The sequence below is a fragment of the Rhizobium sp. P2_G2 genome (genome assembly GCF_056403555.1).
The window spans coordinates 16450-40879 of sequence record NZ_JBFUFF010000018.1 but is presented as its reverse complement, the minus strand read 5'-3'; the positions used below and the strand labels follow the sequence as shown (position 1 = coordinate 40879).

Here is a 24430-nt window from a genome sequence, read left to right as displayed (position 1 = left end):
GCTCCGACCCGCGCCGACGCAACTGGTCAGCTCCGTCGCCTGACGACAGGTCTTCCGTCGGCGAGGGCGACGTGGGCGTACAGTGTCTGCGCGTCGGTCATGAACTCGCGGGGTTCGCAGGACGACGACTGGAAGCCATTCTTGCAATTGGCGCTCAGTTGCCCGTGGCGGCAAGGTCGTCGAAATCCAGCGATGTCGAGAGCTGTCGATGGGCGTCGATCTGCTTCTGAAGCGTCGCGATCTTTTGTTCGGCGGTGCCGATGGCATCTGCGCCTGCGATGAAGCGGGTTGGCAGCTCGTGCAGATCGGTGAGCGTCAGCAAAGCCCGGGCAAGCTTGGCGGGGTCACCGGATTGCTTACCGTTGTAGGACTTCCAGAATCCCAACTGTTGCGACCGCTGCTCGGCATAGTCCTCGATCGCAGGGGCCGCGTAGTTGGTGGACTCTTCGGTGAGGAGTTCCGTCCGGAAGAAGCCCGGATTGACGATCATGGTCTGGATGCCGAATGGCGCGACCTCGGCCCCAACCGACTCCATCCATCCTTCAAGCGCGAACTTGGAGGCCGCATAGGCACTCCCGAACTCGAAGCCGCCGAATCCGGCACTCGACGAAATCGAGATGATCTTGCCCGACCGCTGCTTTCGCATCACCGGCAGCACGGCACGCGTAACGTTGATAGGGCCATTGAAACTGGTGGCCAGCTGCAGATTCATCTGGGCAGGCGTCAGTTCTTCGAAATAGCCCGCGTAGAAGCTGGCGGCATTGTTGACCAGCACATCGATGCGGCCGAAGCGGGCCACTGCCAATTTTGCCGCGAGCGCGGCATCCTCAGGCTCGTTCACATCCAGTTTGACGACAAGCAACTCTGCCGCGTCGCCGATGGCGCTGGATACTTTGTCGGGATTGCGCCCGGTCGCCACCACCTTGTGACCGGCTGCCAGCGCGGCCTTTGCGAATTCAAGTCCCATGCCGCGCCCGGCACCTGTGATCATCCATACGTTGCTCATATTCACATTCCTTCGTTGTGTGACGACAAGATAAGACAGGTGCGGCGTGCTGATTAGGCGCTATTATCTGCATGTACTTAGAAAGGGCATTTCTAAATTGGCGCCTTGCCGTAAACGCCCGACAGCGTCTCCTCGCCGCCGGGCGGCGTTCCAATATGGCTATCTTGGAGACAGCGCCGATCGAGCCATCAGACGGCGTTGATATGCGTGCCAAACCAATCGAGCACGAGCTGCGGGTTCTGACCGAAGTAGTTGTATCCCTGGAAGCGCTGATCGGTTCCCTCGATCCAGAACAGCTTCTTGTCCTTCGACGAGATCGTGTCGTAGATTTCCTGGACATTGGAAGGCTTGGTCAGGAAGTCGTCGCGGACTTGGGCGACGAGCGTCGGTACGGTGACCGCCCTGGCATATTCCATCGGCCATACGTCGGCGAGATGAAAGCCGGTCCGCTTGTGGAACGCGGTGTCGAAGCGTTCGAGGCCGTTCTCGATCTTCTGGTTCTCGACCGCGGTCTGGACGAACACACTCGGCGAGACGGGCTGCAGTGCGATCAACGCCTTGATGTGCTTGAACTCTTCCGGGTGCTTTTCCATGCCGACGATGGTCGCATTGGCACCGAGGCAGCGGCTGTAGAGAACCGTTTTCATCTCCTTGGTGTCGGGTCTGGATTTGGCGTAGCGCATCGAGCCGACGACGTCGCGATATTCCAGGACCCCGTGGCCATTGACGCCGCCGCTTCCCGTGCCGCTGCGGCCATGGTTGCGCATGTCGTAGGCGATGATGTTATAGCCGGCATCGTGCAGGACCTTGTATTCCGGCAGGAAGTTCACCTCGAAGCCGCCGAAATTCGTCCAAGGCTCCAGGTGGCCGGGATATCCGTAGCGATTGCAGGGCATGGGATGATTGCAGATGATCAGGCGATCTGAATCGGCGGGGATGAACCAGCCTTCGATCGTCACACCATCCATCGCCGGGAAGAAGATTTCCTCGAACTCCATGCCGTATTCATGCGGCCATCGCAGGATGGGAGTACGGGTCGAGTGCGCCATCAGGTCGGCCATGCCGTTGATGAACTCTTCTGATTTTGTATCGGTCATGGTTGTTGTCGCTTTTACGTCTGCGGCCTGGGCGCTTGCGGTGGCGGCGGCCATGAGGGGAAGGGTGGTGAGTGCCGCGCCGGCTTTCAAAAGCTGCCGACGACTGGTGGACGCTGCACCATCTGGGTGAAGCGGCGTGTCATTCGGGTTGCCCATTTCAGGCTCCTTCCTGATGAGATGGATGTTTGACAGAAAATGGCGGCGTCGCTCGGGATCAGGTGCCGCCTCGTTTGCCCGTCACTGCTTGGACGGGACAAAGCCTTCCGTGATCACGACCGAACCCTCGGTCGAAGCGATGCGGAACTTGCGCGCCGCCGTGTATTCGGGAGAGTTGTAGAAGCGCTGGGCGTCCGCCACGCTCGGGAACTCGGCGATGGCCATGACGGACTGCGGCTTGCCTTCGACTGCAGTCGCATTCAGGTTGAAGACGATGATCTTTCCGCCGAATTTCGGAGCCAGCGGGCCAGCTTCTTCCATGTATTTCTGAAAGCCGGCCTGATCCTTGATCGTGTAGTTGGCGATCATATAGCCGGGTGCTTGCCCATCCTGCGCGTGGCCAGTCGAGCCGGCGGCAATCGCGATAATGCTCGCTGCGCATATGATGAGTTTCTTCATAGTCGTGTCCCTTCCGTCGATTGGCCACGTTTCTCCGTTGCCACGATCGAAGGGATCGCGGCTTTGGGGAAAACCGTTGGTGTGATGTGAAAACCGACGGTTCGTCCGTCCGGCTTTCATGAGGACGAATATAGCCGGGACCGATCCATGCGACTAGACGGCATAATCTGCATGAAGCTAGAAATCAGAGAGATAAATCCGCGTCATCGTTTCAAGTGCTCGTCGCGAGAAGAGCTTGTCCTGGCGTACGACAAGACGGCGCGGCGCGGAGCCACTATCCCTTATGGCGAAGCGCTTCGAGCAGGACGGCGAACGCGGGCGTGTGCTGGCGTCTGCTCGGATAGTAGAGATGGTAGCCCGCAAAAGCAGGACACCAATCCTCCAGGACGCGGACGAGGCGTCCTGCCGCGATATGCTGGGAGACCTGACTTTCGAACATGCACGCCAGTGCCAGCCCGTCGAGCGCAGCAGCTTCCAACATCTCTCCGTCGTTTAGAATAAGCGGACCATTGACCCTGACTTCCAACTCGACGCCGTCCCGCTCAAATTCCCAGGCAAAAAGACCCCCGCTCGTGGTCTGCCGATAGCTGGCGCAGCGATGGTCGCCAAGGTCGCGCGGGGTTTGCGGTGCCTTGTATTTGGCGAAATAGGAGGGCGAGCCCACGATTGCCATCCGCATATCCGGGCCGACTTTCACTGCCACCATGTCTTTCTGGACTTGTTCGCCAAGGCGGATGCCGGCATCGAACCGACCTGCCACGATATCGGTCAGTCCTTCCTCCAGGTTGATCTCGACCGAGATGTCCGGGTATTCCAGAAGGAGCTTGGACAGGACGGGCCAGAGCACGGTTTTGGCCGCATGCCGGAATGTGGTGATGCGGATCGTTCCGGCGGGTTTGTCATGAAGCGCCGTCAGCGCGGCGAGTTCGCTGTCTATATGGTCGAACGCAGGTCTGAGGCCATTCAACAACCTTTCCCCGGCATCGGTCAGCGACAGGCTTCGCGTCGTCCGCGAGAGCAGTCGGACTTTGAGGCGCTCCTCGAGCATGCGGACGGCGTAGCTCAGGGCGGACTGGGACAGCCCCAGCTTGGCTGCGGCGCGGGTAAAACTACCTTCCTCGGCGACGGCGATAAAAACCGCCAGGTCGCTAAAGTCGCCTTTCCTCATTTATCAATCCTATTGCTAAATCCAGACCGATAATAGAGATGGCAACGTCATGTGGCAAATTCCACAGGGCCGATTGTGCGGTTCTGGTTTGGTCTCCCTTTGGCCGGCGCGACGCGGACATCGCCCTAATCCGGCCTGGTCGTAAGCGCTGTGCCGACCATTTCATGCGCATCGGGCCAAATGTCGACTCCGAGCAATTTGGTGGAGCAGAAACCGAAGTCGATCAACCTACCTGACCGGGCAGTAGCGAACAGCGGCTTGGAGACGCATATTCAAAGCTCTACAGGAGATCACCCATGACCGAACCTAATTTCCTTGCCAACATGTCTTCCATGATCGTCGAGACTGCCGCCAGCGTTTCGCCGAGCATTGTCGAGATTGCCTCCCACCAGTCGCTCGCCAGCGGCTTTGTATGGCGTGAGGGGCTCATCATCACCGCCGACGAATCTCTTGCCGACGAGGGCCAGGTTCTGGTCGAATTCGCCGACGGCACCGAGCGCACGGCGAGCGTGGTGGGCCGCGATCCTTCGACTGACGTCGCACTCCTTCGGGTCGAGGGAGCTGACGCGCCGTCGGCAGCGCTCAGTCAAGAACCGCTTAGACCTGGAACCCTCGTGGTGATCGCGGCTGCGGCAGAAAGCGCGCCTCTTGTTTCGTTCGCAAGCGCGATCGCGGTTGGTCCTGCTTGGCGGTCGATGCGCGGCGGCAAGATCGATGCGCGCATCGAACTCGACATGAGATTGCGTGATCGCGCGGAAGGGGGGCTGGCCATCACAGGGGACGGCAAAGCCATTGGAATGGTTGTCCGAGGACCACGTGGGCGAACGTTGGTCATTCCGTCTGCGACCATTGAGTCCGCGGCTAGCCTCCTCCTTGAGCATGGCGAAGTCCGGCGTGGTTATCTCGGTCTCGGGCTCCATCAGGTCATCGCCACGGGGGGCGGCCAGGGCGCGATGGTGATGAGCGTCGATCCCGATGGACCGGGCGCTGTCGGCGGTCTCCTCCAAGGAGACATCATCCTTCGCTGGAACGGCGAGACTGTCCCTTCGGTCAATGCGCTCGTGCGAACCCTCGATCATCAATCCATCGGCCAATCGGTTTCCTTGGGAATCAGGCGTGCGGGCGTGGACGTCGAGGCGACGATCACCATCGGGACCCGGCCGCGCGGATGAGTGACACAGGCCCTGTCACGATCGCGGTACGCATCGACGACCCGGCGCTTGCGGAGCGGCTGAGGGCGTTACTGACGTCAGTCGATGGGGTGCGCGTTGCGGCGGATGGAGAGGAGGCCGAGCTGGTCCTCTCCACTGCCCAGGCCAGCCTGGCGAGTGCGGGCTTGACGGCTCGCGAGCGCGAGGTCGTGGCACTGCTTGCGGATGGGCTTTCGAACAAGCAGATCGCGCGCAAGCTCGGGATTTCTGCGGACACGGCGAAATTCCACGTCGGGCGGGTGATCGACAAGCTGGACGCCACAGGCCGAACCGATGCGGTGGCGCACGCCGCTCGGCTCGGCGTCATTCATCTGTAAAGGTCTTCGATCATGCTCAATACGACTTCAATGGTCTGTCATCGGGTTGGTGACCCTGCCGCCGACAGCACCATGGACGCTTAGGATATTTAACAACAATGACCGCCCAACCGATTGGGCGGCCAGTCAGGGCCGAAGGCCGAGCCCCGCTATTATTTGGCGAGCGCCGCTTGTTCGATGACATCAGCGACGTCCTTGGCGAACACGACCAGCGACGCGTGACTGCCGGAAACTTCGGTTACCTTGGCCTTGATCCGTGCTGCCATCATTCGCTGCGCTTCAGGAGCAATCACGCGGTCCTTCGTGCTGATGACGAAATAGTTCGGCTTGACGTGCCAGGCAGCGGTATCCACCGGCGCTTCGAAGGCCGTGTGATTCAAAGGCATCTGGCTGGCGGCAAGTTTCTCGGCAATTTTCAGCGGCAGTTCAGGCGCGACGAATTCGGAAAAAGTCTTTTGGTCCAGATAGAGATTGCCCTTGTCGTCCGGATGGATGGACTTCGCACCGTCAGTCGCCGGGCCAGACTTGGCAAGCGCGGCCACGGACTCGCCGACATCTGGAGCAAACGCCGAAACAAACACGAGTGACTTCACCTTGGGATCGTTGCCCGCTTCGGTGATGACAACGCCGCCCCAGGAGTGCCCGACGAGAACGGTCGGGCCATTCTGTTCGGCCAGCGCCTTCTTGGTCGCAGCAACGTCAGCGGCAAGCGACGTGAGCGGATTTTCGACCAGGGTGACCTTGTAGCCCTTGGCGACAAGAATGTCGGCAACAGGCTGCCAGCTTGTCTGGTCGACGAAAGCGCCATGAACGAGGACAATGTTGTGCGCCGCGCCCTTGGGAACTTCGCCTGCGGTGGCAGACAGGGCAAAGGCGGCGCTGGCGAGCAGGGTTGCTGCAGCCGTCATGATGAGAGAACGCATTTTATTTTCTCCTGGAAGAATGGAACCGATGCACGCTTCCAGCGAGGAAGCAGGCGTTTCAGCAAAGTCGCGATAGCAAAGCTGCGAACGATTGCGGCCTCCATCCGGTGGGCCTAAATGCCCGCGACAGGGAGCAATTTTCGTTGTATCGCTTGCCGTTGAAACTAGAGGGAAATGTCTTGGCACCCCATGACGGCAACAACGGAGTTCTTGCTCCAGCGTCCGATATTGAGACGTCCCCAGACCTTCTGTCGGATATTCTGAGGTTCGTGCAGCTGAAGGGAGGGCGCGTCTTTACGACGGAATGCGCCCACGGATTCAATATGGTTTTCCAACCCAGTTCAGCATGTATCCATGTCGTGCAGGAAGGCGAGATCGATATCTATGTCGAGGACGATCCGCCGCTGAGAGTGTCCAGGGGTGACGTCTTCGTGCTGCCGCATCCGATCAGGTATGTTCTGGCCTGTCCCAGCAAGAGCTGGCGAAAGGCCAGGCATGAATTTGGCGTCGATGGATCGGGCGTGAAGGTCGACGTGCTTCGGGACGGCACCGGGCCAGTGATGGCAAGGACACTCAGCGCGACTTTTCAATTCGAAAACAGTGGCGGCATGCAGCCTGCCGTGCGCTTGCTGCCCAACTATATCCATATAGCGAGAGACGTCGATCAATCCGCCGTCCTCATCCGGGATGTCGCCCAATTCCTGGTGTTCGAGAAGCAGGCGAACGAGCCGGGAGCCGCCCTGATGATCTCGCGCGTGATCGATATCCTGGTCATCCGGAGTATCCGTACCTGGTCAAAGTTACACGGGCAGAAGCAGGGCTGGATTGGTGCGCTGGCAGACGCCAGGGTCAGCCGGGCATTGTCGGCACTGCACAGAAATCCGAGCCGACCCTGGTCGGTGGCTGACCTGGCCTCGATTGCCGGAATGTCGCGTTCGCGGTTCGCGGAAGTATTCCTGGCGGCTGTGGGCGAGCCGCCTCTCAGATACCTGCATGGCTGGCGCCTGGCTGTCGCGGCCGACTTGCTGCGCAAATCGAACCTGCGCGTCGGAGACATCGCCCGCCATGTCGGCTACGATTCCGAGGCCGCTTTCAGCCGGGCATTCAAGATTTCATATGGCCGATCGCCGAGCCAGGCGCGTTTGACGCCGTGAATAGTATGCAGAAGCTGTATGGGTTATTCCGAAATGGCATCTGTCGAGCCGAATGACGGCTTTTGGCGCCTCGGAGACTTGAGGCCTTGGCTCCTGTTGGCGCAATCCGGCCCGGCACGATCGGGCAGCGCTTCCGCATCCGCACGCTCAAATACCCGACCCGTCGAGCTCCTTGGCGTCTTCGCCCTCCCAGGGTGTAGGGAATGTCATGCGGTCGAGATTGGCTGTCGGCAGCGGCATCCAGCATTTCAATTCCGGCTCGGCATATTCGATGATCCGGCCTGGCGCCGAATCGGAAGAGCGCCAGGCTTCGCCGCCGAATTGATCGCCGTTCGACCAATAGGCGAGGTCGACGGTTCCCGGTCCCTGTTCGGACTCACGGATCGTCACCAGGATGCGGCTGCCGTCCCTGGGCGCGCTGCGCATATGTCGCCAACGGTCTGGTTCGTCCATGTTTTCCTCCTGTCTCACTCCAGGCCGGAGTGTGGCGCGGCGAATTCGAACGGTCAACGCAAACTTTGCCGCGGCAGCATCCGTTCGAGCGCCCTCTGCCCAATCCGCAGGCCACAGCCACGGCACGCAGCATCCTGCCTCTGCGATCCAAGCGAGCACGGACCATTGTGCTTGCGTCGCGAATCTGCAAGGTATGATTGCATCACGACCAGCCGTGATTGGGGGCACGCGTGGATTTCAAGAATTATTACCTTTACCAGGGAGTGGACTCCCTGTCTGCGGGACATTACCTCACGCCTTTCAGCGTCAGCCCCGACAATTCGGGCCTGTTGGATATCAATACCAAGACGGGTGCCTCAACCATCGAGTTTGCTGGTCGGCATATTTTCGCCGTCGCACAGGATACTGCAAACCAGGTGGTCGGGATTGCGACAGATGGCCAGGGGGGATTCTATGCCTTTTCGGGAAATACCGAAACCGACGAGTTTCACGAGGTCGGTTACATAAAGCAGGCCGGAATACCGAAATACGGATTTGCGCAAGGCGAGTATGACTACGATTCCACCAGCAACACGCTCTACATAAGCGGCGTCAAAGGCAACCAAGCTGGACTGATTGCCATCGATTTCTCCGACACACTGGACAGCATCAGCGTTGATTTCACCCCCGGCGGAGATCTAAACGGGCTGAGGGTCGTCAATGGCGAACCGGTCGGCTTGCCCGACACTCCCAACTGGAACGCCACGCTGCAGCAAGGTGTGTCGACAGGCGACGGCAACACGCTCTATTGGGCTGGCACCGACCCCGAAAGGAACGTCTACGGTATCGCCGTTTTTTCCTACGAGGACGGTCAATACAGCTACGACAAATTCATTGCGACGACGCCTGGCTTTTATTTCAACTCGATCAGCTACGACAAGCAGGACAGGCTGTTCTATGCCGCAGCCTATGATCGCCAAGGCACTGCGGGGTTGGTTGCGGTCGACCGCCAGGGCGAAGTGTTCACGCTGGGAACAAGCAGCGTCGACAATATGATCGGCACCAGGAGAGATAACTTCTTCATGGGCCTAGCTGGCGACGATGTGTTGTCAGGTGGGACCGGCGACGACAAATTGTCGGGTGGCCTTGGCGCAGACGAACTCACCGGCGGCAAAGGCTGCGACCATTTCATCTTCCGGTCGGGTGACGGTCAGGACATTGTTTTCGACTTTCGGGCACGTGGTGTGACGCATGATGTCATCGACCTCCGTTTCCTTTCCACGGTCCATAGTTTCAAGGACCTGATGGATCACCATGTCGAGAGCACGTCCGACGGCGCACTGATTGATGGTCTCAACGGTGATAGTCTGCTCTTGAGAGGCATCTCCGTCGACGATCTTCAAAAGGGTGATTTCCTGATCTGATCGTTATGCGGACGTCGATAGCCTCACCCCACCAGGTGCCGGCTGCCGAGAGGCGATGCCGGTCACCTGGTCAAACTTGGCCGACCGCACTCACAGCATCGCCTTGAGAACCAGAACCTGCTCGGCGAGCAGCAGCGACGCGATCGCGATCATCGCGCCACCCGAGACCTGGCTGACCCGGCGCGCGACATGCGGGCGGGTTCTGAGGATGGCGCGGGCGCTGAAGCCGACCAGGAGGTAGACCACCGCGCAATTGACGATCTGCACCAGTCCCATGGCGGCGATCTGGGCTGCGATCGGCCATTGCGCGGCCCGGCTGGTGAACTGCGGCAGCAAAGCGAGGAACAGCAGCAGCGCCTTGGGATTGACCCCGCTGACCACAAAACCGCGCAGGAGCAGGCCTGGCCATGTCACCGTCTCGCCGCTGCCGGCAGAGGGCACGGGCGGGCTTTTGAGGATCCCGACCCCCAGATAGAGCAGATAGGCCGCCCCCACGACCGTCAGCACGGTCAGCAGCGCCGGCAGGCTGGCGACCAGCGCACCTATGCCCGCCGCGACAAGCAGCGTGATCATCAGATAGCCGATCAGCATGCCGCTGACGGCGGGGAAAACCGCCCTGCCCTGCATCCCCGCCGATATGGCATAGGCCCAGTCCGCGCCCGGCGTCACCACCAGCGAAAACGACAGCATCCAGAACGCCGCCAGCAAGCTCCAATCCATGTGCAATCCCTCCGCTACCGATAGAGGGAGATTACGCCACGAGAGCAAGGAGATGTTGCCTATCTCTTGCCTGAATGAGGCCAATTGAGGCATAATCTCGCGCATGGATGCAACAGACCGCAAGATACTTGCTCACCTGCAGCAGGAAGGCCGGCTTTCTGCCACCGACCTGGCAGAGCGGGTCGGGCTCAGCCTGTCGCCCTGTCACCGGCGCTTGCGGGCGCTGGAACAGGCCGGCGTGATCACGGATTACCGGGCCGTCATCGATCCGGCCAAACTGGGCCTCGGCTTTTCGGCCATCGTCTTCGCCACGCTACGCGAAGCCAACCGCGAGTCTGTCGAGGCTTTTGAGAACGCGCTGCCGAAGGTTCTGGAAATCATCCAGGCGCAGCGCCTTTTCGGCGACCCCGACTACATGCTCAACGTCATCACCAGGGACCTCGCCGCCTTCCAGCGCCTCTATGACGAAAAGCTCGCCACCCTGCCGCATGTGCTGCGGCTGTCCTCGACGCTGGTGATGAAGACGGTTCTGCAGAACCGGCCGCTGCCGGTTTGATTGTGGGGCGTGTGGGGATTTACCCCTCACCAATTTCGGCCAAGGGTTCGCAAGTGCTCACCCGGCCTTCGTATCCTCTCCCGCAAGGGGCGAGGAATAATCTGCGGCACTGCCTTGCCACAACCGAGGCCGATGCTCGTGGCGCCCTACCTCTCCCCCTGCGGGAGAGGATAGCAAGCCCGCGCGAGACGAAGTCGAGTGCCTGGGCGCGCTTGGTGAGGGGTGAAACGCCGCTCCTGCAGAGCGCCATCGCCGACCTTGACCAGAGCTCGGCCAGCCCCACCCCATGACCCGCTACTTCTCCGGCAGCCCAGCCTTCACCAGATCATCCACCTGCCTGTCGATCACGGCGGGGTCGATGTTGAATGTCAGGTCGCGCCAGCGCGGCGCGGTGTACCAGGGCTGCTGGGCCAAAACCTTGGCAACCTCCTTTCGCGCTTCATCGGGTTTTCCGAGATTGACGAAATTGATCGCCCGCAGCAGCGGAACGCCGACGAAGACATCCGACGTGCCGGCAATCAGCGCGGCCGACTCCGCATAGCGCTGCATATCGGTGAGAACGAAGGCCTTCATGCTGAGATAGTAATGCGCATTGTTGGGGTCGTTGCCAAGCGCGTCGTCGGCCCATGCGATCGCCTTGTCGGTCATGCCGTGCCAGCGATAGGCGCTCGACATATCGCCTCTGAGAAACGCATCGCCGGGCGACAGCGCCACCACGTCTTCAGCACTCTGCACGGCGAGGTCGAACTTGCCCTCATGGGCGGCGACATAGCTGAACGACCAGAGGCCGCTTTTCTTCGCGTCCGGCCCCAGATTGGGGCGTGCCAGCGTCTCGTGGAGAAGATCGGAGGCAACTTGCCAATGCTCTGCCGGCGTCTGGTCAAAGCCGTAATTGGCGGCCAGCACATTGTCCCAGGCCAGGCCGAAGCGCAGCAGGGCGGAATCGGGAAATTTCTTCAGCCCCTCCTGGATGATCTCCGTCGCCTTGACCAGGCTTTGCGGGGTGAACTGCTGGAAATAGAAATTCGACCGGAGAAAGAAGTCGTATTCGGCCAGTTTGGGCGTGTCCTTCTCCCACACCCGCTTGTATTCGCTTTCATACATCTTGCCGCGCTGGCCGCCCAGCGTCGCCACGATGCGGTCGACGATCTGGTCCTGCAGCGCCAGCGGATCGGTCCCCTTCTTGTCGAGCTTTTCCGCCCAGACATGCTCGCCGCTATGCGCGTCCGTCAGCTGGGCGGTAATGCGCAGCCTGTCCGTCTCCTTCCAGACGCTGCCCTCGATGACATAGGCGACATTCAGCTCGCGGCCGATCTGGCGCACATCCGTATGCTTGTCCTTGTAGGCATAGGTGGCGCTGCCCGACATGACTTTGAGCTCAGACACGCCGGCCAGCATGGAAATCAGGTCGCTGGTCATGCCATCGCTGAAATAATCGAGCTTGGCATCGCCACTCATGTTCTGGAACGGCAGCACCGCGATCACCGGCACGCCGGCATTTTCCATCGTCGAAACCGGACTTTGGGACATGCCACGGCCCGAGAGCGCCCACCCCCACCAGCCGAGCCCGCCGGCGGCGATGACGGCGATCCCCAGTGCGGCCGCGGCGGGCAAAGTCCGGCGCTTGACGACAGCGCGCGGTCCCGGCCGTCCATCCAGGGTCACCCGATAGACGTCCACCGGCTCGGTAATGTTCTTGACCTTCTGCGCCCCCATGGCCTCGAAGCCGAAGGCGAGCTTTTTCTCGACCTCCCGCGCCACCTTGGCGGACACCCAGATGCCGCCCGGCTCGGCGAGCTGTTCGAGACGCGCGGCAATGTTGACGCCTTCGCCGAACCGGTCCTGCCCATCGACGATGACCTCGCCGAGATTGACGCCGATCCGCACCCGGATCTGCTGCTCGGGCCGCAAATCCGCGCTCCACGCGGCCAGTGTGCGCTGCAATTCGACCGCACATTCGACCGCCTCGACAACGGAGCCGAACTCCGCCAAGAGCCCATCGCCCATCAGTTTGAAGACGGTGCCGTGATGCCGCGCGATGGCGGGCTCGAACAGATCCCGCCGCACCGCCTGCACCCGCTCATGCGTCCCCGCCTCATCGCGCTCCATCATCGCGGAATATCCCACGACGTCAGAGGCGAGGATGGCGGCAAGCTTGCGATCCATCGGCAATCCCAGAAGGCCGAAGGCGCGGCCCAGATATGACGGCGAGGATCGAACAAGGCACGGGAACTGTCAACCTCTGCCGTAGATGCAGCGGATGAAGGCCGGGCGATCGCTCGATGACCGCCATCAGCAGAGACTGATCGGCGACGGGCTCGCGATCCCGGCGCCGTACGCTCAGGCGTCCCGATCTACCCACTCGCCTAACTGCGTTTGATGCCGCACTCCGTCAGCCATTCCTGCGGCAGGACATTGACCGCTGTGTTCGCGCCCAGCGGAAAGAAGGCCAGCCTCCTGTAGCTCCAGATATAGGGCACGCAGTGCTTGAGGACTGCGGCATGGATGTAGAATTGGAATTCGTTGGGCACTTGGTGCAGAGAGATAAAAAACGAATCCTGGATCTGCCTGTCGGCATGAAAGTCAGCAATCGCTTGCCTGCGCACCCAGTCGCCATAAAAGCCTGCCGACAGCGCTGCCAGCCACATCCACGCCGCGATGAACAATGCGGGGCGAAACGTGCCCGGAGGACGCGGCGTCACCAGGGGTGACGCAATCAAGAACGCGGCAAAGAAGCCCCCGACGAAGAATATGTGCCAGACTCTGTTCGCTCCCGCCGGTGCCATCAGCGCATCATAGAAGGGCGCCATGAAGTCGCCGCAGAGCAGCAGGGCGGATATCCAATAGGCGCCGAGGAAGCAGACGAAGCCGACCAGGACTCTCATTCAACCTTCCCTTGCACAGAGGCTTTCGGCCTCACCTTTTCCGACAGGGAGGTTTCATTTTTGCCTGACGCCGTCAATGGGGTCGGCGCGTCGAAGATCGACGTCCTCGGTGCACGACTGCTGTTGGCGGAAGCGGCCATCTGGAGCTGTGCATCTACCAAGCGGCTCTGCGTCCTCAATTCGGTCGCTGATCGATCCAACTGATTTTTCCCAAAGCGGACCATCCTTCATCGGCCTGCGAGGGTCGGGGGGAACTTCCGGCATTATGCGAAGCTGTTGGCTTCCTTCAAGCGACGCGCCGGCATGCGGCCGCCGTTCGACGCGAGACGCGAGACGCGTTGCGCTCATCGAAGATGATCAGAGTGTGGTACACCCATAAGTGTTGTAGCCACTTGGTGAAAAAAACAGGCGCGATTACTTTCGATTGCAATAAACATGTCATATGATCGTGATCGACTAACCTTCGGGATTGGGAACGGGCGGTGACCCGAATAAAATGAGGAGGCTTGAATGCGGCAACGCAACAGCGGTAACGTCCTGGCGGTGCGGGCCATTGCTGGCCTGCACGTGACCACGATCGCCTGGGACCTGGTAGACTTGACGTGGCGCAATCGCGCCGATTTTCTCGGCTTCGCGCTCGGCCGAGCCGAGGTGGACGCGAACGGCGCGGCCATCAACCCGTCGTGGATCCCCGGCATCAAGCGCTTCCGCGGTGTCGACGACGCACTCCCGCCGGGCACGCTGGTCCCGTCCGCGACGCATCCGATCCAGTCGTTTCAATGGGGCGACTATACTGCGAAGCCGGACACGGCCTACGAATATGTCGTCGCCCCCGTCGTCGGCACGCCGGGAAATTGCCAGCCCGACATGGCGGCAGCCCAGCGCGTGCGCGTCAAGACCGAGCGCCCTACCGCGCCCGTCGATGCGGCAGGCGCCAAGCACGACGTTCATTTCAATCGCGGCGTCGCAGGATCGCAAGCCTATGCGCGTGAGTTTCCAGGCATGGTGCCGGATGAGAATCAGCCGAACTCGCCGCAGATGCGGTGGCTATCGCGCGGCCTGTTCGAGGCGCTGACTGGCTTTATCGCCAGCGCGGCGGGCGCGGACGCCGCCGATTACGGGTTGCGGTGCATGTTCTATGAGTTCCACTACGCTCCCGTGGCCGAGGCGCTGAAGACAGCCGCGAATGCGGGCGCGGACGTCGCGATCCGCTACGAGGCGCAGTCTTACAAGGACGTTAACGAGCAGGTCATCTCGCAGGTCGGCATCCAGGCGATCTGCGAGCCGCAAAAGGTGCGCGCCGGCATCCGCCACAACAAGTTCATGGTGCTTTTGCATCATAATGCGCCGGTCGCGGTTTGGACGGGGTCGACAAACATCTCGGCCGGCGGCATTTTCGGGCATTCCAATGTCGGGCATGTCATTCACGACGCCGCCATTGCCAAACGCTATCTCGACTATTGGGAAGCGCTGGCGGACGAGGATGTGACAACCGCTAAATTGCGGACGCGAAACATGGCGGTCGAGCCCTCGCCCGCCATCGGCGATCTTCCACCCGCAGATCGCGTGCCGACCTATTTCAGCCCGCGTGACAAGGCTGATCCACACGCCACAACTGCGACGCTTGCCTGGTATGCCGACCTGCTCGCCTCCGCCAGGGAGATTGCGTGCATGACCTTCGCGTTCAACTTCGATCCGGTTTTCCAGAAAGCGGTCCAGGGCCAGACCGACGCACTGAGCTACCTGGTGTTCGACAAGGCGCTCGACGACCAGCAGGAGACCGAGGTCCGGCAGAACCGCAACACGATCCTCGCCGTCGGCGGCAAGCTCGAGCAGGGTGACATGGAGCTGTTCCTCGGTGAACATCTCACCGGTTTCAACAAGAACCGCTATATCCACGACAAATTCCTGCTGGTCGACCCGCTGTCCAATGACCCGATCGTGATCACCGGCACCGCCAATTTCAGCGAACCGTCGCAGGAGAAGAACGACGAGAACATGATCGCCATCCGCGGCGATACCCGCGTCGCGGACATTTATTTCGGCGAGTTCATGCGAATCTTCGACCATCACTATACGCGCTACATAATCGCACGGCTGAAGGCATCGGGACAAGACGACCCCAATGCAGGCTTTTTGAAACCTGTGACTGCGGATTGGTTAGATCCTCAATACAACGATGCGGTCAAATCGAAGCGGCGCCGGTTTTTCGTCGGCTGAAACTTGAGGGTTGATCCCGTGGTCCTCGGCAATACGCAAATCATGCGATTATTTTTGGTAGGCCCCGCTTGCGATCGACCTTCGCGATGTGGCCAGTTAGACCAATATTGCCGAGCGGGGTCACACCGAAATTTTCGGCTCGGGCAGCAAGGAGTTCGCGAAGTGCGGTAGGATCGCGCGTGAGGTCAAGCTGGCGCTAGCGGCGGCTATGCGCCCTCGTATCAGCCGCAGGAGCAGCAGTGGCGTTTTCCCGAAAGCCGACACCTCCATCAAGCGTACCTTCGACGGCATCGTCGGCCCCGGGAGCGCCCTGGTTCGGTGAGGCCCGTGGAGATCACGATAGCCTCAGTGGCCTATCGGTATGCGGATGCAGGACCACCAAATGTTTTCATTTTGCGTGGCACTCATACTGACGGCGTGCTTCAAATGGCTGGAATCCAGACATGCAGTGGCACTGTGAATTGAAATACAGCTCCGTGCGGCCCGTTCATGCCGGCCCAAAGCCGACCGCTGTGTGACTCGATAATTGACCGGCAGATGGCCAGGCCCATTCCGAGACCCTCGGCTTTCGTGGTGTAAAATGGCTCGAACGCCTTTTCCGCGGCCTGCAAGTCCAGGCCGATGCCGACGTCCCGGACAGCGAACACCGCCTCGGATCCTTCAAGCCGGGTCAAAACCGTCAGTTCGCGCGGTCGGTCTGTCACATCAGCCATGGCGTCGATGCCATTCATCATCAGGTTGAGGATCACCTGCTGCAACTGCACATGGTCGCCAATCACCAATGGCAGATCGTCTGCCAGCTCGGTCTTCAAGATGATCTGATCGCGGCGCAACTCGCCTTGGAGAAGAGTGGTCGAATCTTTGACCAGCCCATTCAGATCCACACGACCCATGATAGCGGGCGTTTTCTTGAGAAGCGCACGCACTTTGCCGATCACCTCGCCGGCCCGGTGTCCATCCCGCACGATGCGTGCCAGCGCCGCGCGTGCCTCGTCGAGGTCGGGCGTCTTACCGGCGAGCCAGTGCAGAGCCGCATCGGCGTTGGTGACGATGGCTGCCAGAGGCTGGTTGACTTCGTGGGCGACCGACGAAGTCAATGCCCCAATCGTCGTCACGCGCGTGACATGCGCCAGCTCCGACTGCGCCTTTTGCAACGCCTCCTCAGCCCGTTTGCGCTCGGTCAAATCAAGCACGAAGATGACACCCTCGTCCTCGTTGCCTTCGAAGCTCGCTCCGCCGATCAGCACGGGCACGCGGCTGCCGTCCTTGTGAATAAATTCTTTCTCGAAGGCCGGCAGGATGCCGGTCTCCTTGAGCTCAGGCACCCATAGCCTCACGTCCCGGTCAAGCCATTCCGCTGGGGTCAGATCGGTCCAGCGGATACGGCCCGAGACGAGATCCTGGCGATCGTAGCCGATCATGCGGAGGAACGCGTCGTTGGCGTCCAGAATCTGGCCGTCGAGACGAAAGATAAAGATCCCGATAATGTTGGCATCGACGAGGCGGCGAATTCTGGCTTCGCGTCCGGCGAGATCTTCGTAGAGCCGGGTGTTCTCCAGCGCAGTGGCGGCTTGCGAGGCAAGCAGCTTCAGCACCGCGATCCGGGCCGGGGTGAAGACGCGCGGCGCCAGATTGTTCTCGAGATAAAGCAGCGCGATCAGCCTGCCCTGCTTGACGAGTGGCAGGCCGAGCACCGACCGGGGCCTGAAGTCGCGTATATAATCATCGAACCAGATATTCTCGGTGCAGGCGTCGTCCAGGATAACGACTTCACTTGTCCGCGCGACGAAATTGACGATCGCCTCGGGCACAGGGATGCTTCCGGCAGGAGGGCGCAGACGCATGGTGAAATCCCTGGCGGTGGTCTCGGCCACCGCCTCGAACCTGAGTTCCCCATTGTTTGGAACGAGCAGCACACCCCGCCCCGCGCCGGCATGTTCGAGCGCGGTGCGCATCAGCGTGTCGATCAGTTTTTCGAGTACGATCTCGCCCGATACGGCTTCGGAAATCCTTATCACGGTCGCGAGGTCGAGTTGCTCCACAGGTGCTCCGATCGTGCTCTTTGTCGCTGGAGCATGCTCTTCGGCTCGCAGATGGGGATAGAGTTCCTCGAGTTGCCGGGCCTTGCCGTCAGCACCCCAGCGCAGATAGCAATTGCGCGCGTTGCCGAGATAGAGCCGGCTGAAGTCTTCGAAGCCTCTCTGCGCATAAGAGCGGGCGGCGAGTTCATAGGCGAGGGCTTCATGATGGATGAAGCCGTTGGCGCGCGCCGAGCGGATAGCCTGTTCGTAAAGCCGCGCGGCGTCGATTTCGCGGCCTTCAATGCGCGCTATCTCGGCGCCGACCAGCGCGGCACGGTTCTCGAAGTTATCAGGACAATTCTCCGCATAGATCAGAAGCTGCCGGTGGTGGGCGGCGAGAGCCTCGATATGCCGCTCCCGCTGGTCAGCCGTGGCCTTCTCGCAGCACGCGGCGCGCGCCAGGGCGCCGAAGAAATGGTGCTCCGGCGTTTCCTCGAAATGCGCCACCGATGTCCATGGCAGCCGCTGCGCCCGCAATGACGCTTCGACGGCCGCCTCATAGTCACCAGCGAAGAACCGTGCCTGGAGTTTTCTGACGCAGTAGGCGCCCTCCGCCAGAATCAAGTTCGGATCCTCCGAAAGGCGGCGTTCCATCGCAAGCTCTTCAAATTCGTCGTCGTCGAAGGAGCCGAACGTCCGGGTCAACCCGCGCAGCGTCCGCACGAGGCCGAGCTGCGCGCTGACGAGATCCATGACGAACTGGAACCGCACATTCCGCGCAAATGCGAGGCCTGTCTCCGCCTGGCGCTGCACGTCGACAAGCGGATCTCCCGCCGCCAGCAGGTTTGAATTCAAGCTGGCATAGCTATATCCGGCAAAGGCGAGATCGCCGCTCTGGTTGGCAATTTCAAGCGCGCGCCGCAACATGTCGCGGCCGGTTCGAATATGTCGCGTCCATGGTATGACATGGGCTCCGAAGTCTTTCAAAATCCTGGCGTGGAAGCGCTTCAGGTCGTGCTTTTCGACCAGTTGGCAGCCAAGCTGACCGAAGCGGAATCCGGCCTCATAGTCGCCGAAACGCGGCCCCGCAACATAGCCAAGCGACACATAATTGTAGCAGGACCCGTCGCCGTTGCCGCGCTCGAGGCTCAGATTCACGGCCAGGCAGATTGCCATGCATGCCAGATTCCCGTCGGTATGCCACACCGCGCCAATGAGCCGGGTGAGGATGTCCAGGGTAGCATCGCTTCTCAATGGCAGATCGATGAGCTCTTCGATCGTGCGGCTGCCGAGCTGCGACCAGATCCGGTCGTATTCCCGTTGCACCTCCTCGTCGCGCGGATGGGGCGACCAGTCGAGGCCGAGATGCTGCCTCAGATAGTCGAGACCGACGGCGCCAGAGCGGCTGGTCTGGCCGAGCGCAGCATAGAGATCGATGCGCAGGCAGGCGACGGTAGCCTGGTCGTCGATGCAGACCGCGCGATGGGAAAGCTCAGCCAACCGCTTTTCCGCATCCGCCAGCGCACCAATGAGGAACTCGCATTCGGCCCGGTTCAACTCGAGTGCGAAGGCCAGCTGGTGATGGCGCTGCCAGCCGTCTTCCGGCAGCATTTTCGTGCCGGCCACAAAATAGTTGAGCGCCGAGGCGTAGGCCGTCGAGGCTTTTGCGCGCTTGCCCGCGAGCAGATTGAATTCGGCCAGCTGCTTACGTTCGTCAGATGAGGCAATCAGGGCGGCGCCGCGATTGAGCTGGCTGACAATGTCGAAGACGTGATCGTCAATCAGCTCCGGCGCCGTATTCGCCGCAAGCAGTCGACCGATGCGAAGATGCAATTCGCCCCGCTTCTCCTCAGGGATCAACGAATAGGCCGCTTCCTGGACTCGGTCGTGGACGAACCGGTAGGCGCCGACCGGACGCTCAAGCAGTCCATGAGAGACGGCAGGCCAAAGAGCGCCATGAATCCGGTTCTGGGGGATATCGAGAACGAGCGAAAGCAGGGTGTAATCCGCAATGTTTCCGAGACCGGCGAACTGCTGCAGCGCCTGCCTGGTTTCGAACGGCAGGCGTGTGAGCTTGCGGACCATCAGGTCAACGACGTTGTCGGTGTATCCCTTTGCGTGAATGCGACCGAGATCCCACGACCAGCATGCCGCGTGATGATCGAAGGTCAGCAATCCGTCTTCGGCGAGCGAAGACATGAACTGAATGGCGAAGAAGGGATTGCCGCCGGTCTTGCCGTGCATCAGTTGCGCCAGCGGCGTGGCGCGCTCGGGCTCGCAGTGGAGCGCATCCGCGACCAACGCCCGGAGATGCTCTGGGCCGAGCGGGGCAAGCTTGATCTCCGCGACCTTGCCGCCTGCTGCCCTGATCGTGTCGAGCCTGCGCCTGAGCGGATGGGCGGCGGTGACTTCGTTGTCGCGGTAGGCACCGATCAGCATGAGGTGCTGGACATCCGAACGGGTCATCAGATCCTCGAGCAGGTCGAGCGTCGCCGTGTCGAGCCATTGGAGATCGTCGAGGAACAGCGCCAGTGGATGTTCGGGCCGTGTAAAGACGCTGATGAACTGCCGAAATACCAGCTGAAACCGCCGTTGCCCGTCCTGTGGCGAGAGTTCAGCGACTGGCGGCTGGTCGCCGATGATGAGCTTCAGCTCCGGGACCAGGTCCACCATGAGCTGTCCGTTGGGGCCGAGCGTCTCGCTCAACGCCTCGCGCCATGGTGCCAGGTCGGCCTCGCTCTTGGCCAGGAGCCCCTTGAGCAGACCCTGGAGGGCCTGGGCTAGCGTCGCATAAGGGATATCGCGCTTGTACTGGTCGAACTTGCCGGACGAGAACAGCCCGCGCGGCGGCACTAGGACCTTGTGGAGCTCATTGACCACCGTCGACTTGCCGATGCCGGAATAGCCGGAGACCAGCACCAGCTCCGGCGCCCCGCCCGACACCACACGGTCGAAGGACGTCACCAGGGTTTCAACCTCGCGCTCCCGCCCGTAGAGCGTCTCGGGAATCAATAAGCGGTCCGGACTGTCGTGTTGGCCGAGCGGGAATGCGTCGATGCGGCGCTCCTCCTCCCATTGACTGAGACTCCGGCCAAGATCGCGCTCGACGCCGCCGGCCGTCTGGTATCGGTCCTCGGCCGTCTTGGCGAGCAGCTTCATGACGATCGCCGAGACCGCCGGTGAAACGCCTGCCGCCCGCTCGTGCGGCGGCATCGGCTGCCGTGCGATGTGGCAGTGGACCAGTTCCATCGGGTCGGCCGCGCTGAAGGGCAGGTTCCCAGTCAGCATTTCATAGAGGGTTGCGCCCAGTGCATAAAGATCGCTGCGGGAATCGATCGAGCGGTTCATGCGCCCGGTCTGCTCCGGGGCCATGTAGGCCAGCGTTCCGGCGATCACTTCGGGCGGCTCGGGCGCCTGCCGTTCGCGCGAGAGGCGCGACGCTATGCCGAAGCCGGTGAGCCGCACGTCGCTCGCGCCCTTTACCAGGATGTTGGCCGGCTTGACGTCCTTGTGAATCAGGCCACGCTGGTGGGTCTTGCCGAGGGCAGCAGCGATGCCGATCGCGACACGCAAAAAATGCCCCGTTTCCATAGGGGGTCCGAGATGCCGGGCCAGCGGTTCGCCGCCCGGATCTTCAAGCACCAGCATCGTCCGGCCGCCCTCGCGCACCAATTCCAACGGCCGCACCGCCCATGCGCTATCCAGCTCGTTCTTCAGGCCATATTCATGGTCGAGGCGCTCGAGGCTCGAAGGCGAGGGGTGGTCCTGGGCCGGAAGCACGACCAGTGCCGGGCTCCATTTGCCGTCGGCGCCGCGGCGCCGTTCACGGTGGAGGACGCGATCACCATCCTGCCAAAGAACCTCCAAGCTAATATCTCCACCAACACTCAATAAAGAAGAAAATCTGACTTGCCCGCCCAGTTACACGCTTGTCTCAGCGGAGCTGCCGTCGTTGTTTCGGAGTTCCGTCCGATCAAACGTGGCGAACGCGCGTTCGATAAGCCTCAACCGCTCCCCCGATCTTCTACCACACCCCGGCCGAGCGTCCCAGCGCGGCCGCAGTACCTGGTTCTTGGGCGTATTTCTGCTGACAGAAGACCGCCCGGCGAGGGCTGGACGGCAAGGCGGATACGGGACCCGCGGAGCTTCGAATAGCCGTGGGGGCCGAAGCCTTGTCGGTAGCGTAGGGGTAGAACCGCTACCTTGCCATCGCTGTGGCAAGGAGTAGAGACTAACCACAGAACAGATGAAAGAAAATCATACGCTGGGTTCCTATTGCGATACCTTCGTATAATGACACCGTGACAATCGCGAACTTGCCGCCCGGCAATGACATGCACACGGACCAACCATGCTGGCTCGCATTCTCTGACTTTTTGAACCAGGAGCCGGCAACGCTGGGGCCGTCGAATACTTGCCAAGTGTATTGGCCATGTGCGGCCGTCTTGTCCGAAAGTCACGCGATCCTGACGAAAGGTGCGACATGCTCTCATGTCCCACATGTTCACAAAATCAAGCCCTCCGAGCGCGATGCGCCGGAGGGCCTTTGTCTTGTTGGGTGCCGCAGACGGTCCGCCGCCATCGAACAGTCGCGACGTCATGGCCGGGAGCGACCTCAACGTCAACGCCACAAAGCGCCTGCAGCACCCGGACCGGAATCGGCCCTACGAGGAAACCCCTATACCCCGATTCCGACCAAGCCCTGGCTGACAGCGATGGCGACCGCATGTAGCCTGTTCTTCGCACGCAGCTTCCGCTCGGCGCAGAAGAGCAATGTTTCGATCTCTCTTTCGTTGACGCCGATTCGCGCAGCGATGTGTTGAGCACAGTAGCCATTGGCCGCCAGTGTCAGGCCGACCAGTTCCATCCGTGTGAGGAGGAGGCCCTCGATATCAGCAGTCTGCCTAAGTCCGCTCTGACTCATTGCTTTTCCCTATCGCTTGCAGGGACCTCCCCCCCGAGGGGGGAGGCTCAGGTGGGCCGATCGGAACGAAACCGCCTTGGGAGGAGGAAGCCCAAGTATAGAAGGGGTTCGCCTGCAGGGCTATTGGCCACAGGGAAAGATGCATTATCAAAAAGGAAGGGGTGACCTATACGCGCCGCAAAAACTTACGACTGCGTTTGCGGCTTTCGCGGGACAAGTTTGAGCTTATCCGCCATGAGAGCGAGTTCAGGCAGGGACGCAGCGGACATCTTTTGCATGATCTGGCCGCGATGGACCTTCACAGTGATCTCGCTCACGCCCAACTCGAAGGCGATTTGTTTGTTAAGTCGCCCGCTCACCACCAGAGCCATCACTTCACGCTCTCGCGGCGTCAGGTTCTCGAAACGAGTACGCAGGGACGCCTGTGCCTTTTCGTTCTCGAGCCATGCGCGATCACGCGCCAGGCCGACGTTAATGGCGTCGAGCAGGTCCTGATCCCGAAACGGCTTCGGCAGGAACTCGATCGCGCCGCCTTTCATCGCCTGGACGGACATTGGAATGTCGCCATGTCCGGTGATGAAGATGATCGGGAGCTGAATATTCGCCGCCGACAATTCACGCTGGAAATCAAGTCCGCTTCGCCCCGGAAACCGAACATCGAGCACAAGGCAGCATGCGCCGGCCGGGCGTCTTGGCATCGGGAATTCGTCAAGCGAAGCAAGCAGTTTTACGTTAAAGCCGACGGATCGCAGCAGGCTGCCAAGCGCCTCGCGAACCGCAGGATCATCATCAATAACGATGATGATGGGTGGCTCCTCGCTCATAGGCCTGGTCCTGCACAGGCACGACGTCGACAGAGGCCTGTGTGGCCACCGACCGGAGGCTCGCGGGAAATCTCACAAGCGAAGCTTCGCCCATCTGGCAACAAGAATACCCTCATCCAAGCCCGTTCAATGTTCGGCACGACCCTTCCTCCAACTCCAGAATGCGCCGGAATCGAATCGGCGGCAAGTGTTAACGCACTTTGATCAATGTGAATATCGCCTTGCATCGTTCCGCTGCCCACCGGATGCAAACGAGAGCGTGACGACGCCTGTCTGCTCGCATTTGGCCCAGACTTGCCGTTTGGGTGGCGGGATTGCAAAATGCCTCTTCCAGGCGGACATTTCCGTACCCGAAGCAGTTTTTCACAGGCAACCTTGGACCAGCCGGTGCATAGCCGCGCTGGTCCGGGTTTCAGAGAGCGGAACATGGTGGGCGAAGAGCAGCAGAACAAATCCCTGGCGGCAAAGGCAGCATGGCCTCTGCTGGTTCTCACGGCGGCGCTGCAGGTCTATTCGGGTCTGTCGTCCGTGGCCTATATGTTCATCGGGGTGCCGAACCAGGCCTCCGGGCTCGGTGGATGGATAGCGGCCACGATGGGCGGGCTCCAGTGCGTTGCCGCCGTCATCGCTTTCGTGCTGGCCACCAGGCGCGATCTTCGCGGCACGACCCTTGCAGTCGCCGGCAGCGTGCTGCTGGGCTGGCTTTCGACGGTGCCATACGTCGTCGAGCACGGCCTCGACTTTCACGGCGCCGACAAAGCGACCCCGGCCATCTTCGTCATATCGCCGCTCCTCGCAATCGCTGCGGCAACGCTTGCATGGCGCAACATCCATCCGATCGCGGCCGCCCTCATCGTCAGCGCCATGACCTTTGTCGGCATTCTGGTCGTCATCGCTTTCGCAATCATCATCGCGGTGCACGGCTTCTAAGTC

Annotated in this window: 19 protein-coding genes; 7 read left to right on the top strand and 12 right to left on the bottom strand. The window is 61.0% G+C overall.

The features are described 5' to 3' along the window. Positions 1-154 precede the first annotated feature (154 nt). The 4 genes from AC1D06_RS15670 to AC1D06_RS15655 form a co-directional block, all read right to left on the bottom strand. Positions 155-1006, bottom strand: a complete 852-nt coding sequence (locus AC1D06_RS15670; RefSeq protein WP_477986924.1) for an SDR family NAD(P)-dependent oxidoreductase — start codon at positions 1004-1006, stop codon at positions 155-157. A 188-nt stretch (positions 1007-1194) separates the two neighbouring features. After that, positions 1195-2259 carry an alpha/beta hydrolase family protein gene (locus tag AC1D06_RS15665; protein ID WP_477986923.1) on the bottom strand — a complete coding sequence of 355 codons (1065 nt, stop codon included), beginning with the start codon at positions 2257-2259 and terminating at the stop codon, positions 1195-1197. Positions 2260-2340: 81 nt separating this feature from the next. Further along, positions 2341-2718 (bottom strand): DUF1330 domain-containing protein, encoded by a 378-nt coding sequence (locus AC1D06_RS15660; protein ID WP_477986922.1) that lies wholly within the window; start codon positions 2716-2718, stop codon positions 2341-2343. A 274-nt stretch (positions 2719-2992) separates the two neighbouring features. Beyond that, entirely contained in the window at positions 2993-3886 is an 894-nt protein-coding gene (locus AC1D06_RS15655) for a LysR family transcriptional regulator (protein ID WP_477986921.1), read from the bottom strand. Between the two features lie 296 nt (positions 3887-4182). Here AC1D06_RS15655 and AC1D06_RS15650 point away from each other — a divergent pair, with 296 nt between their 5' ends. Both AC1D06_RS15650 and AC1D06_RS15645 read left to right on the top strand, forming a co-directional pair. Continuing rightward, a complete protein-coding gene (locus tag AC1D06_RS15650; protein ID WP_477986920.1) occupies positions 4183-5058 on the top strand; it encodes a S1C family serine protease in 876 nt (291 codons plus the stop codon). Beyond that, entirely contained in the window at positions 5055-5414 is a 360-nt protein-coding gene (locus AC1D06_RS15645; RefSeq protein ID WP_477879672.1) for a response regulator transcription factor, read from the top strand. The genes AC1D06_RS15650 and AC1D06_RS15645 overlap by 4 nt, the downstream gene beginning before the upstream one ends. Positions 5415-5566: 152 nt before the next feature. On the opposite strand, the gene AC1D06_RS15640 is transcribed toward AC1D06_RS15645, so the two are convergent. Beyond that, positions 5567-6337 carry an alpha/beta fold hydrolase gene (locus AC1D06_RS15640; protein WP_477986919.1) on the bottom strand — a complete coding sequence of 257 codons (771 nt, stop codon included), beginning with the start codon at positions 6335-6337 and terminating at the stop codon, positions 5567-5569. Positions 6338-6444: 107 nt separating this feature from the next. On the opposite strand from AC1D06_RS15640, the gene AC1D06_RS15635 reads away from it, so the two are divergent. Next, positions 6445-7491, top strand: coding sequence for an AraC family transcriptional regulator (locus AC1D06_RS15635; protein WP_477986918.1), 1047 nt, complete (start codon positions 6445-6447; stop codon positions 7489-7491). 147 nt (positions 7492-7638) lie between these two features. Here AC1D06_RS15635 and AC1D06_RS15630 read toward each other — a convergent pair whose 3' ends face one another. Continuing rightward, complete coding sequence (locus tag AC1D06_RS15630) at positions 7639-7944, bottom strand: hypothetical protein (protein ID WP_477879675.1); 306 nt, start codon at positions 7942-7944, stop codon at positions 7639-7641. A 230-nt stretch (positions 7945-8174) separates the two neighbouring features. Here AC1D06_RS15630 and AC1D06_RS15625 point away from each other — a divergent pair, with 230 nt between their 5' ends. Next, positions 8175-9347 (top strand): calcium-binding protein, encoded by a 1173-nt coding sequence (locus tag AC1D06_RS15625; protein WP_477986917.1) that lies wholly within the window; start codon positions 8175-8177, stop codon positions 9345-9347. A 90-nt stretch (positions 9348-9437) separates the two neighbouring features. On the opposite strand, the gene AC1D06_RS15620 is transcribed toward AC1D06_RS15625, so the two are convergent. Then, positions 9438-10067 (bottom strand): LysE family translocator, encoded by a 630-nt coding sequence (locus AC1D06_RS15620; RefSeq protein WP_477986916.1) that lies wholly within the window; start codon positions 10065-10067, stop codon positions 9438-9440. 103 nt (positions 10068-10170) lie between these two features. Here AC1D06_RS15620 and AC1D06_RS15615 point away from each other — a divergent pair, with 103 nt between their 5' ends. Next, positions 10171-10623, top strand: a complete 453-nt coding sequence (locus AC1D06_RS15615; protein WP_477986915.1) for an Lrp/AsnC family transcriptional regulator — start codon at positions 10171-10173, stop codon at positions 10621-10623. A 294-nt stretch (positions 10624-10917) separates the two neighbouring features. Here AC1D06_RS15615 and AC1D06_RS15610 read toward each other — a convergent pair whose 3' ends face one another. Next, the gene (locus AC1D06_RS15610; RefSeq protein WP_477879695.1) at positions 10918-12789 is read right to left on the bottom strand and encodes an adenylate/guanylate cyclase domain-containing protein; all 1872 of its coding nucleotides are present in this window, start codon (positions 12787-12789) and stop codon (positions 10918-10920) included. A gap of 200 nt (positions 12790-12989) precedes the next feature. Continuing rightward, on the bottom strand, positions 12990-13508 hold the full coding sequence (locus AC1D06_RS15605) for a hypothetical protein (RefSeq protein ID WP_477879696.1): 519 nt from the start codon (positions 13506-13508) through the stop codon (positions 12990-12992). Positions 13509-14018: 510 nt separating this feature from the next. Between AC1D06_RS15605 and AC1D06_RS15600 the strand changes: the two genes are divergently transcribed. Next, positions 14019-15728, top strand: a complete 1710-nt coding sequence (locus AC1D06_RS15600; RefSeq protein WP_477879698.1) for a phospholipase D-like domain-containing protein — start codon at positions 14019-14021, stop codon at positions 15726-15728. Between the two features lie 422 nt (positions 15729-16150). Here AC1D06_RS15600 and AC1D06_RS15595 read toward each other — a convergent pair whose 3' ends face one another. From AC1D06_RS15595 to AC1D06_RS15585, 3 genes are all read right to left on the bottom strand, one after another. Beyond that, positions 16151-21616, bottom strand: coding sequence for a trifunctional serine/threonine-protein kinase/ATP-binding protein/sensor histidine kinase (locus AC1D06_RS15595; protein WP_477879699.1), 5466 nt, complete (start codon positions 21614-21616; stop codon positions 16151-16153). 811 nt (positions 21617-22427) lie between these two features. Then, positions 22428-22673 carry a helix-turn-helix domain-containing protein gene (locus tag AC1D06_RS15590; protein WP_477879701.1) on the bottom strand — a complete coding sequence of 82 codons (246 nt, stop codon included), beginning with the start codon at positions 22671-22673 and terminating at the stop codon, positions 22428-22430. 185 nt (positions 22674-22858) lie between these two features. Beyond that, entirely contained in the window at positions 22859-23497 is a 639-nt protein-coding gene (locus AC1D06_RS15585) for a response regulator transcription factor (RefSeq protein WP_477879703.1), read from the bottom strand. A gap of 426 nt (positions 23498-23923) precedes the next feature. Between AC1D06_RS15585 and AC1D06_RS15580 the strand changes: the two genes are divergently transcribed. Then, entirely contained in the window at positions 23924-24427 is a 504-nt protein-coding gene (locus AC1D06_RS15580; RefSeq protein ID WP_477986913.1) for a hypothetical protein, read from the top strand. The last annotated feature ends 3 nt before the right edge of the window (positions 24428-24430 follow it).

Bases quoted from the DNA above. Each gene is read 5' to 3' on its own strand.
- AC1D06_RS15580 (WP_477986913.1), top strand. From the start codon at position 23,924: ATGGTGGGCGAAGAGCAGCAGAACAAATCCCTGGCGGCAAAGGCAGCA.
- AC1D06_RS15650 (WP_477986920.1), top strand. From the start codon at position 4,183: ATGACCGAACCTAATTTCCTTGCCAACATGTCTTCCATGATCGTCGAG.
- AC1D06_RS15630 (WP_477879675.1), bottom strand. From the start codon at position 7,944: ATGGACGAACCAGACCGTTGGCGACATATGCGCAGCGCGCCCAGGGAC.
- AC1D06_RS15610 (WP_477879695.1), bottom strand. From the start codon at position 12,789: ATGGATCGCAAGCTTGCCGCCATCCTCGCCTCTGACGTCGTGGGATAT.
- AC1D06_RS15670 (WP_477986924.1), bottom strand. From the start codon at position 1,006: ATGAGCAACGTATGGATGATCACAGGTGCCGGGCGCGGCATGGGACTT.
- AC1D06_RS15640 (WP_477986919.1), bottom strand. From the start codon at position 6,337: ATGCGTTCTCTCATCATGACGGCTGCAGCAACCCTGCTCGCCAGCGCC.
- AC1D06_RS15620 (WP_477986916.1), bottom strand. From the start codon at position 10,067: ATGGATTGGAGCTTGCTGGCGGCGTTCTGGATGCTGTCGTTTTCGCTG.
- AC1D06_RS15645 (WP_477879672.1), top strand. From the start codon at position 5,055: ATGAGTGACACAGGCCCTGTCACGATCGCGGTACGCATCGACGACCCG.
- AC1D06_RS15600 (WP_477879698.1), top strand. From the start codon at position 14,019: ATGCGGCAACGCAACAGCGGTAACGTCCTGGCGGTGCGGGCCATTGCT.
- AC1D06_RS15585 (WP_477879703.1), bottom strand. From the start codon at position 23,497: ATGAGCGAGGAGCCACCCATCATCATCGTTATTGATGATGATCCTGCG.
- AC1D06_RS15665 (WP_477986923.1), bottom strand. From the start codon at position 2,259: ATGGGCAACCCGAATGACACGCCGCTTCACCCAGATGGTGCAGCGTCC.
- AC1D06_RS15615 (WP_477986915.1), top strand. From the start codon at position 10,171: ATGGATGCAACAGACCGCAAGATACTTGCTCACCTGCAGCAGGAAGGC.
- AC1D06_RS15590 (WP_477879701.1), bottom strand. From the start codon at position 22,673: ATGAGTCAGAGCGGACTTAGGCAGACTGCTGATATCGAGGGCCTCCTC.
- AC1D06_RS15660 (WP_477986922.1), bottom strand. From the start codon at position 2,718: ATGAAGAAACTCATCATATGCGCAGCGAGCATTATCGCGATTGCCGCC.
- AC1D06_RS15605 (WP_477879696.1), bottom strand. From the start codon at position 13,508: ATGAGAGTCCTGGTCGGCTTCGTCTGCTTCCTCGGCGCCTATTGGATA.
- AC1D06_RS15655 (WP_477986921.1), bottom strand. From the start codon at position 3,886: ATGAGGAAAGGCGACTTTAGCGACCTGGCGGTTTTTATCGCCGTCGCC.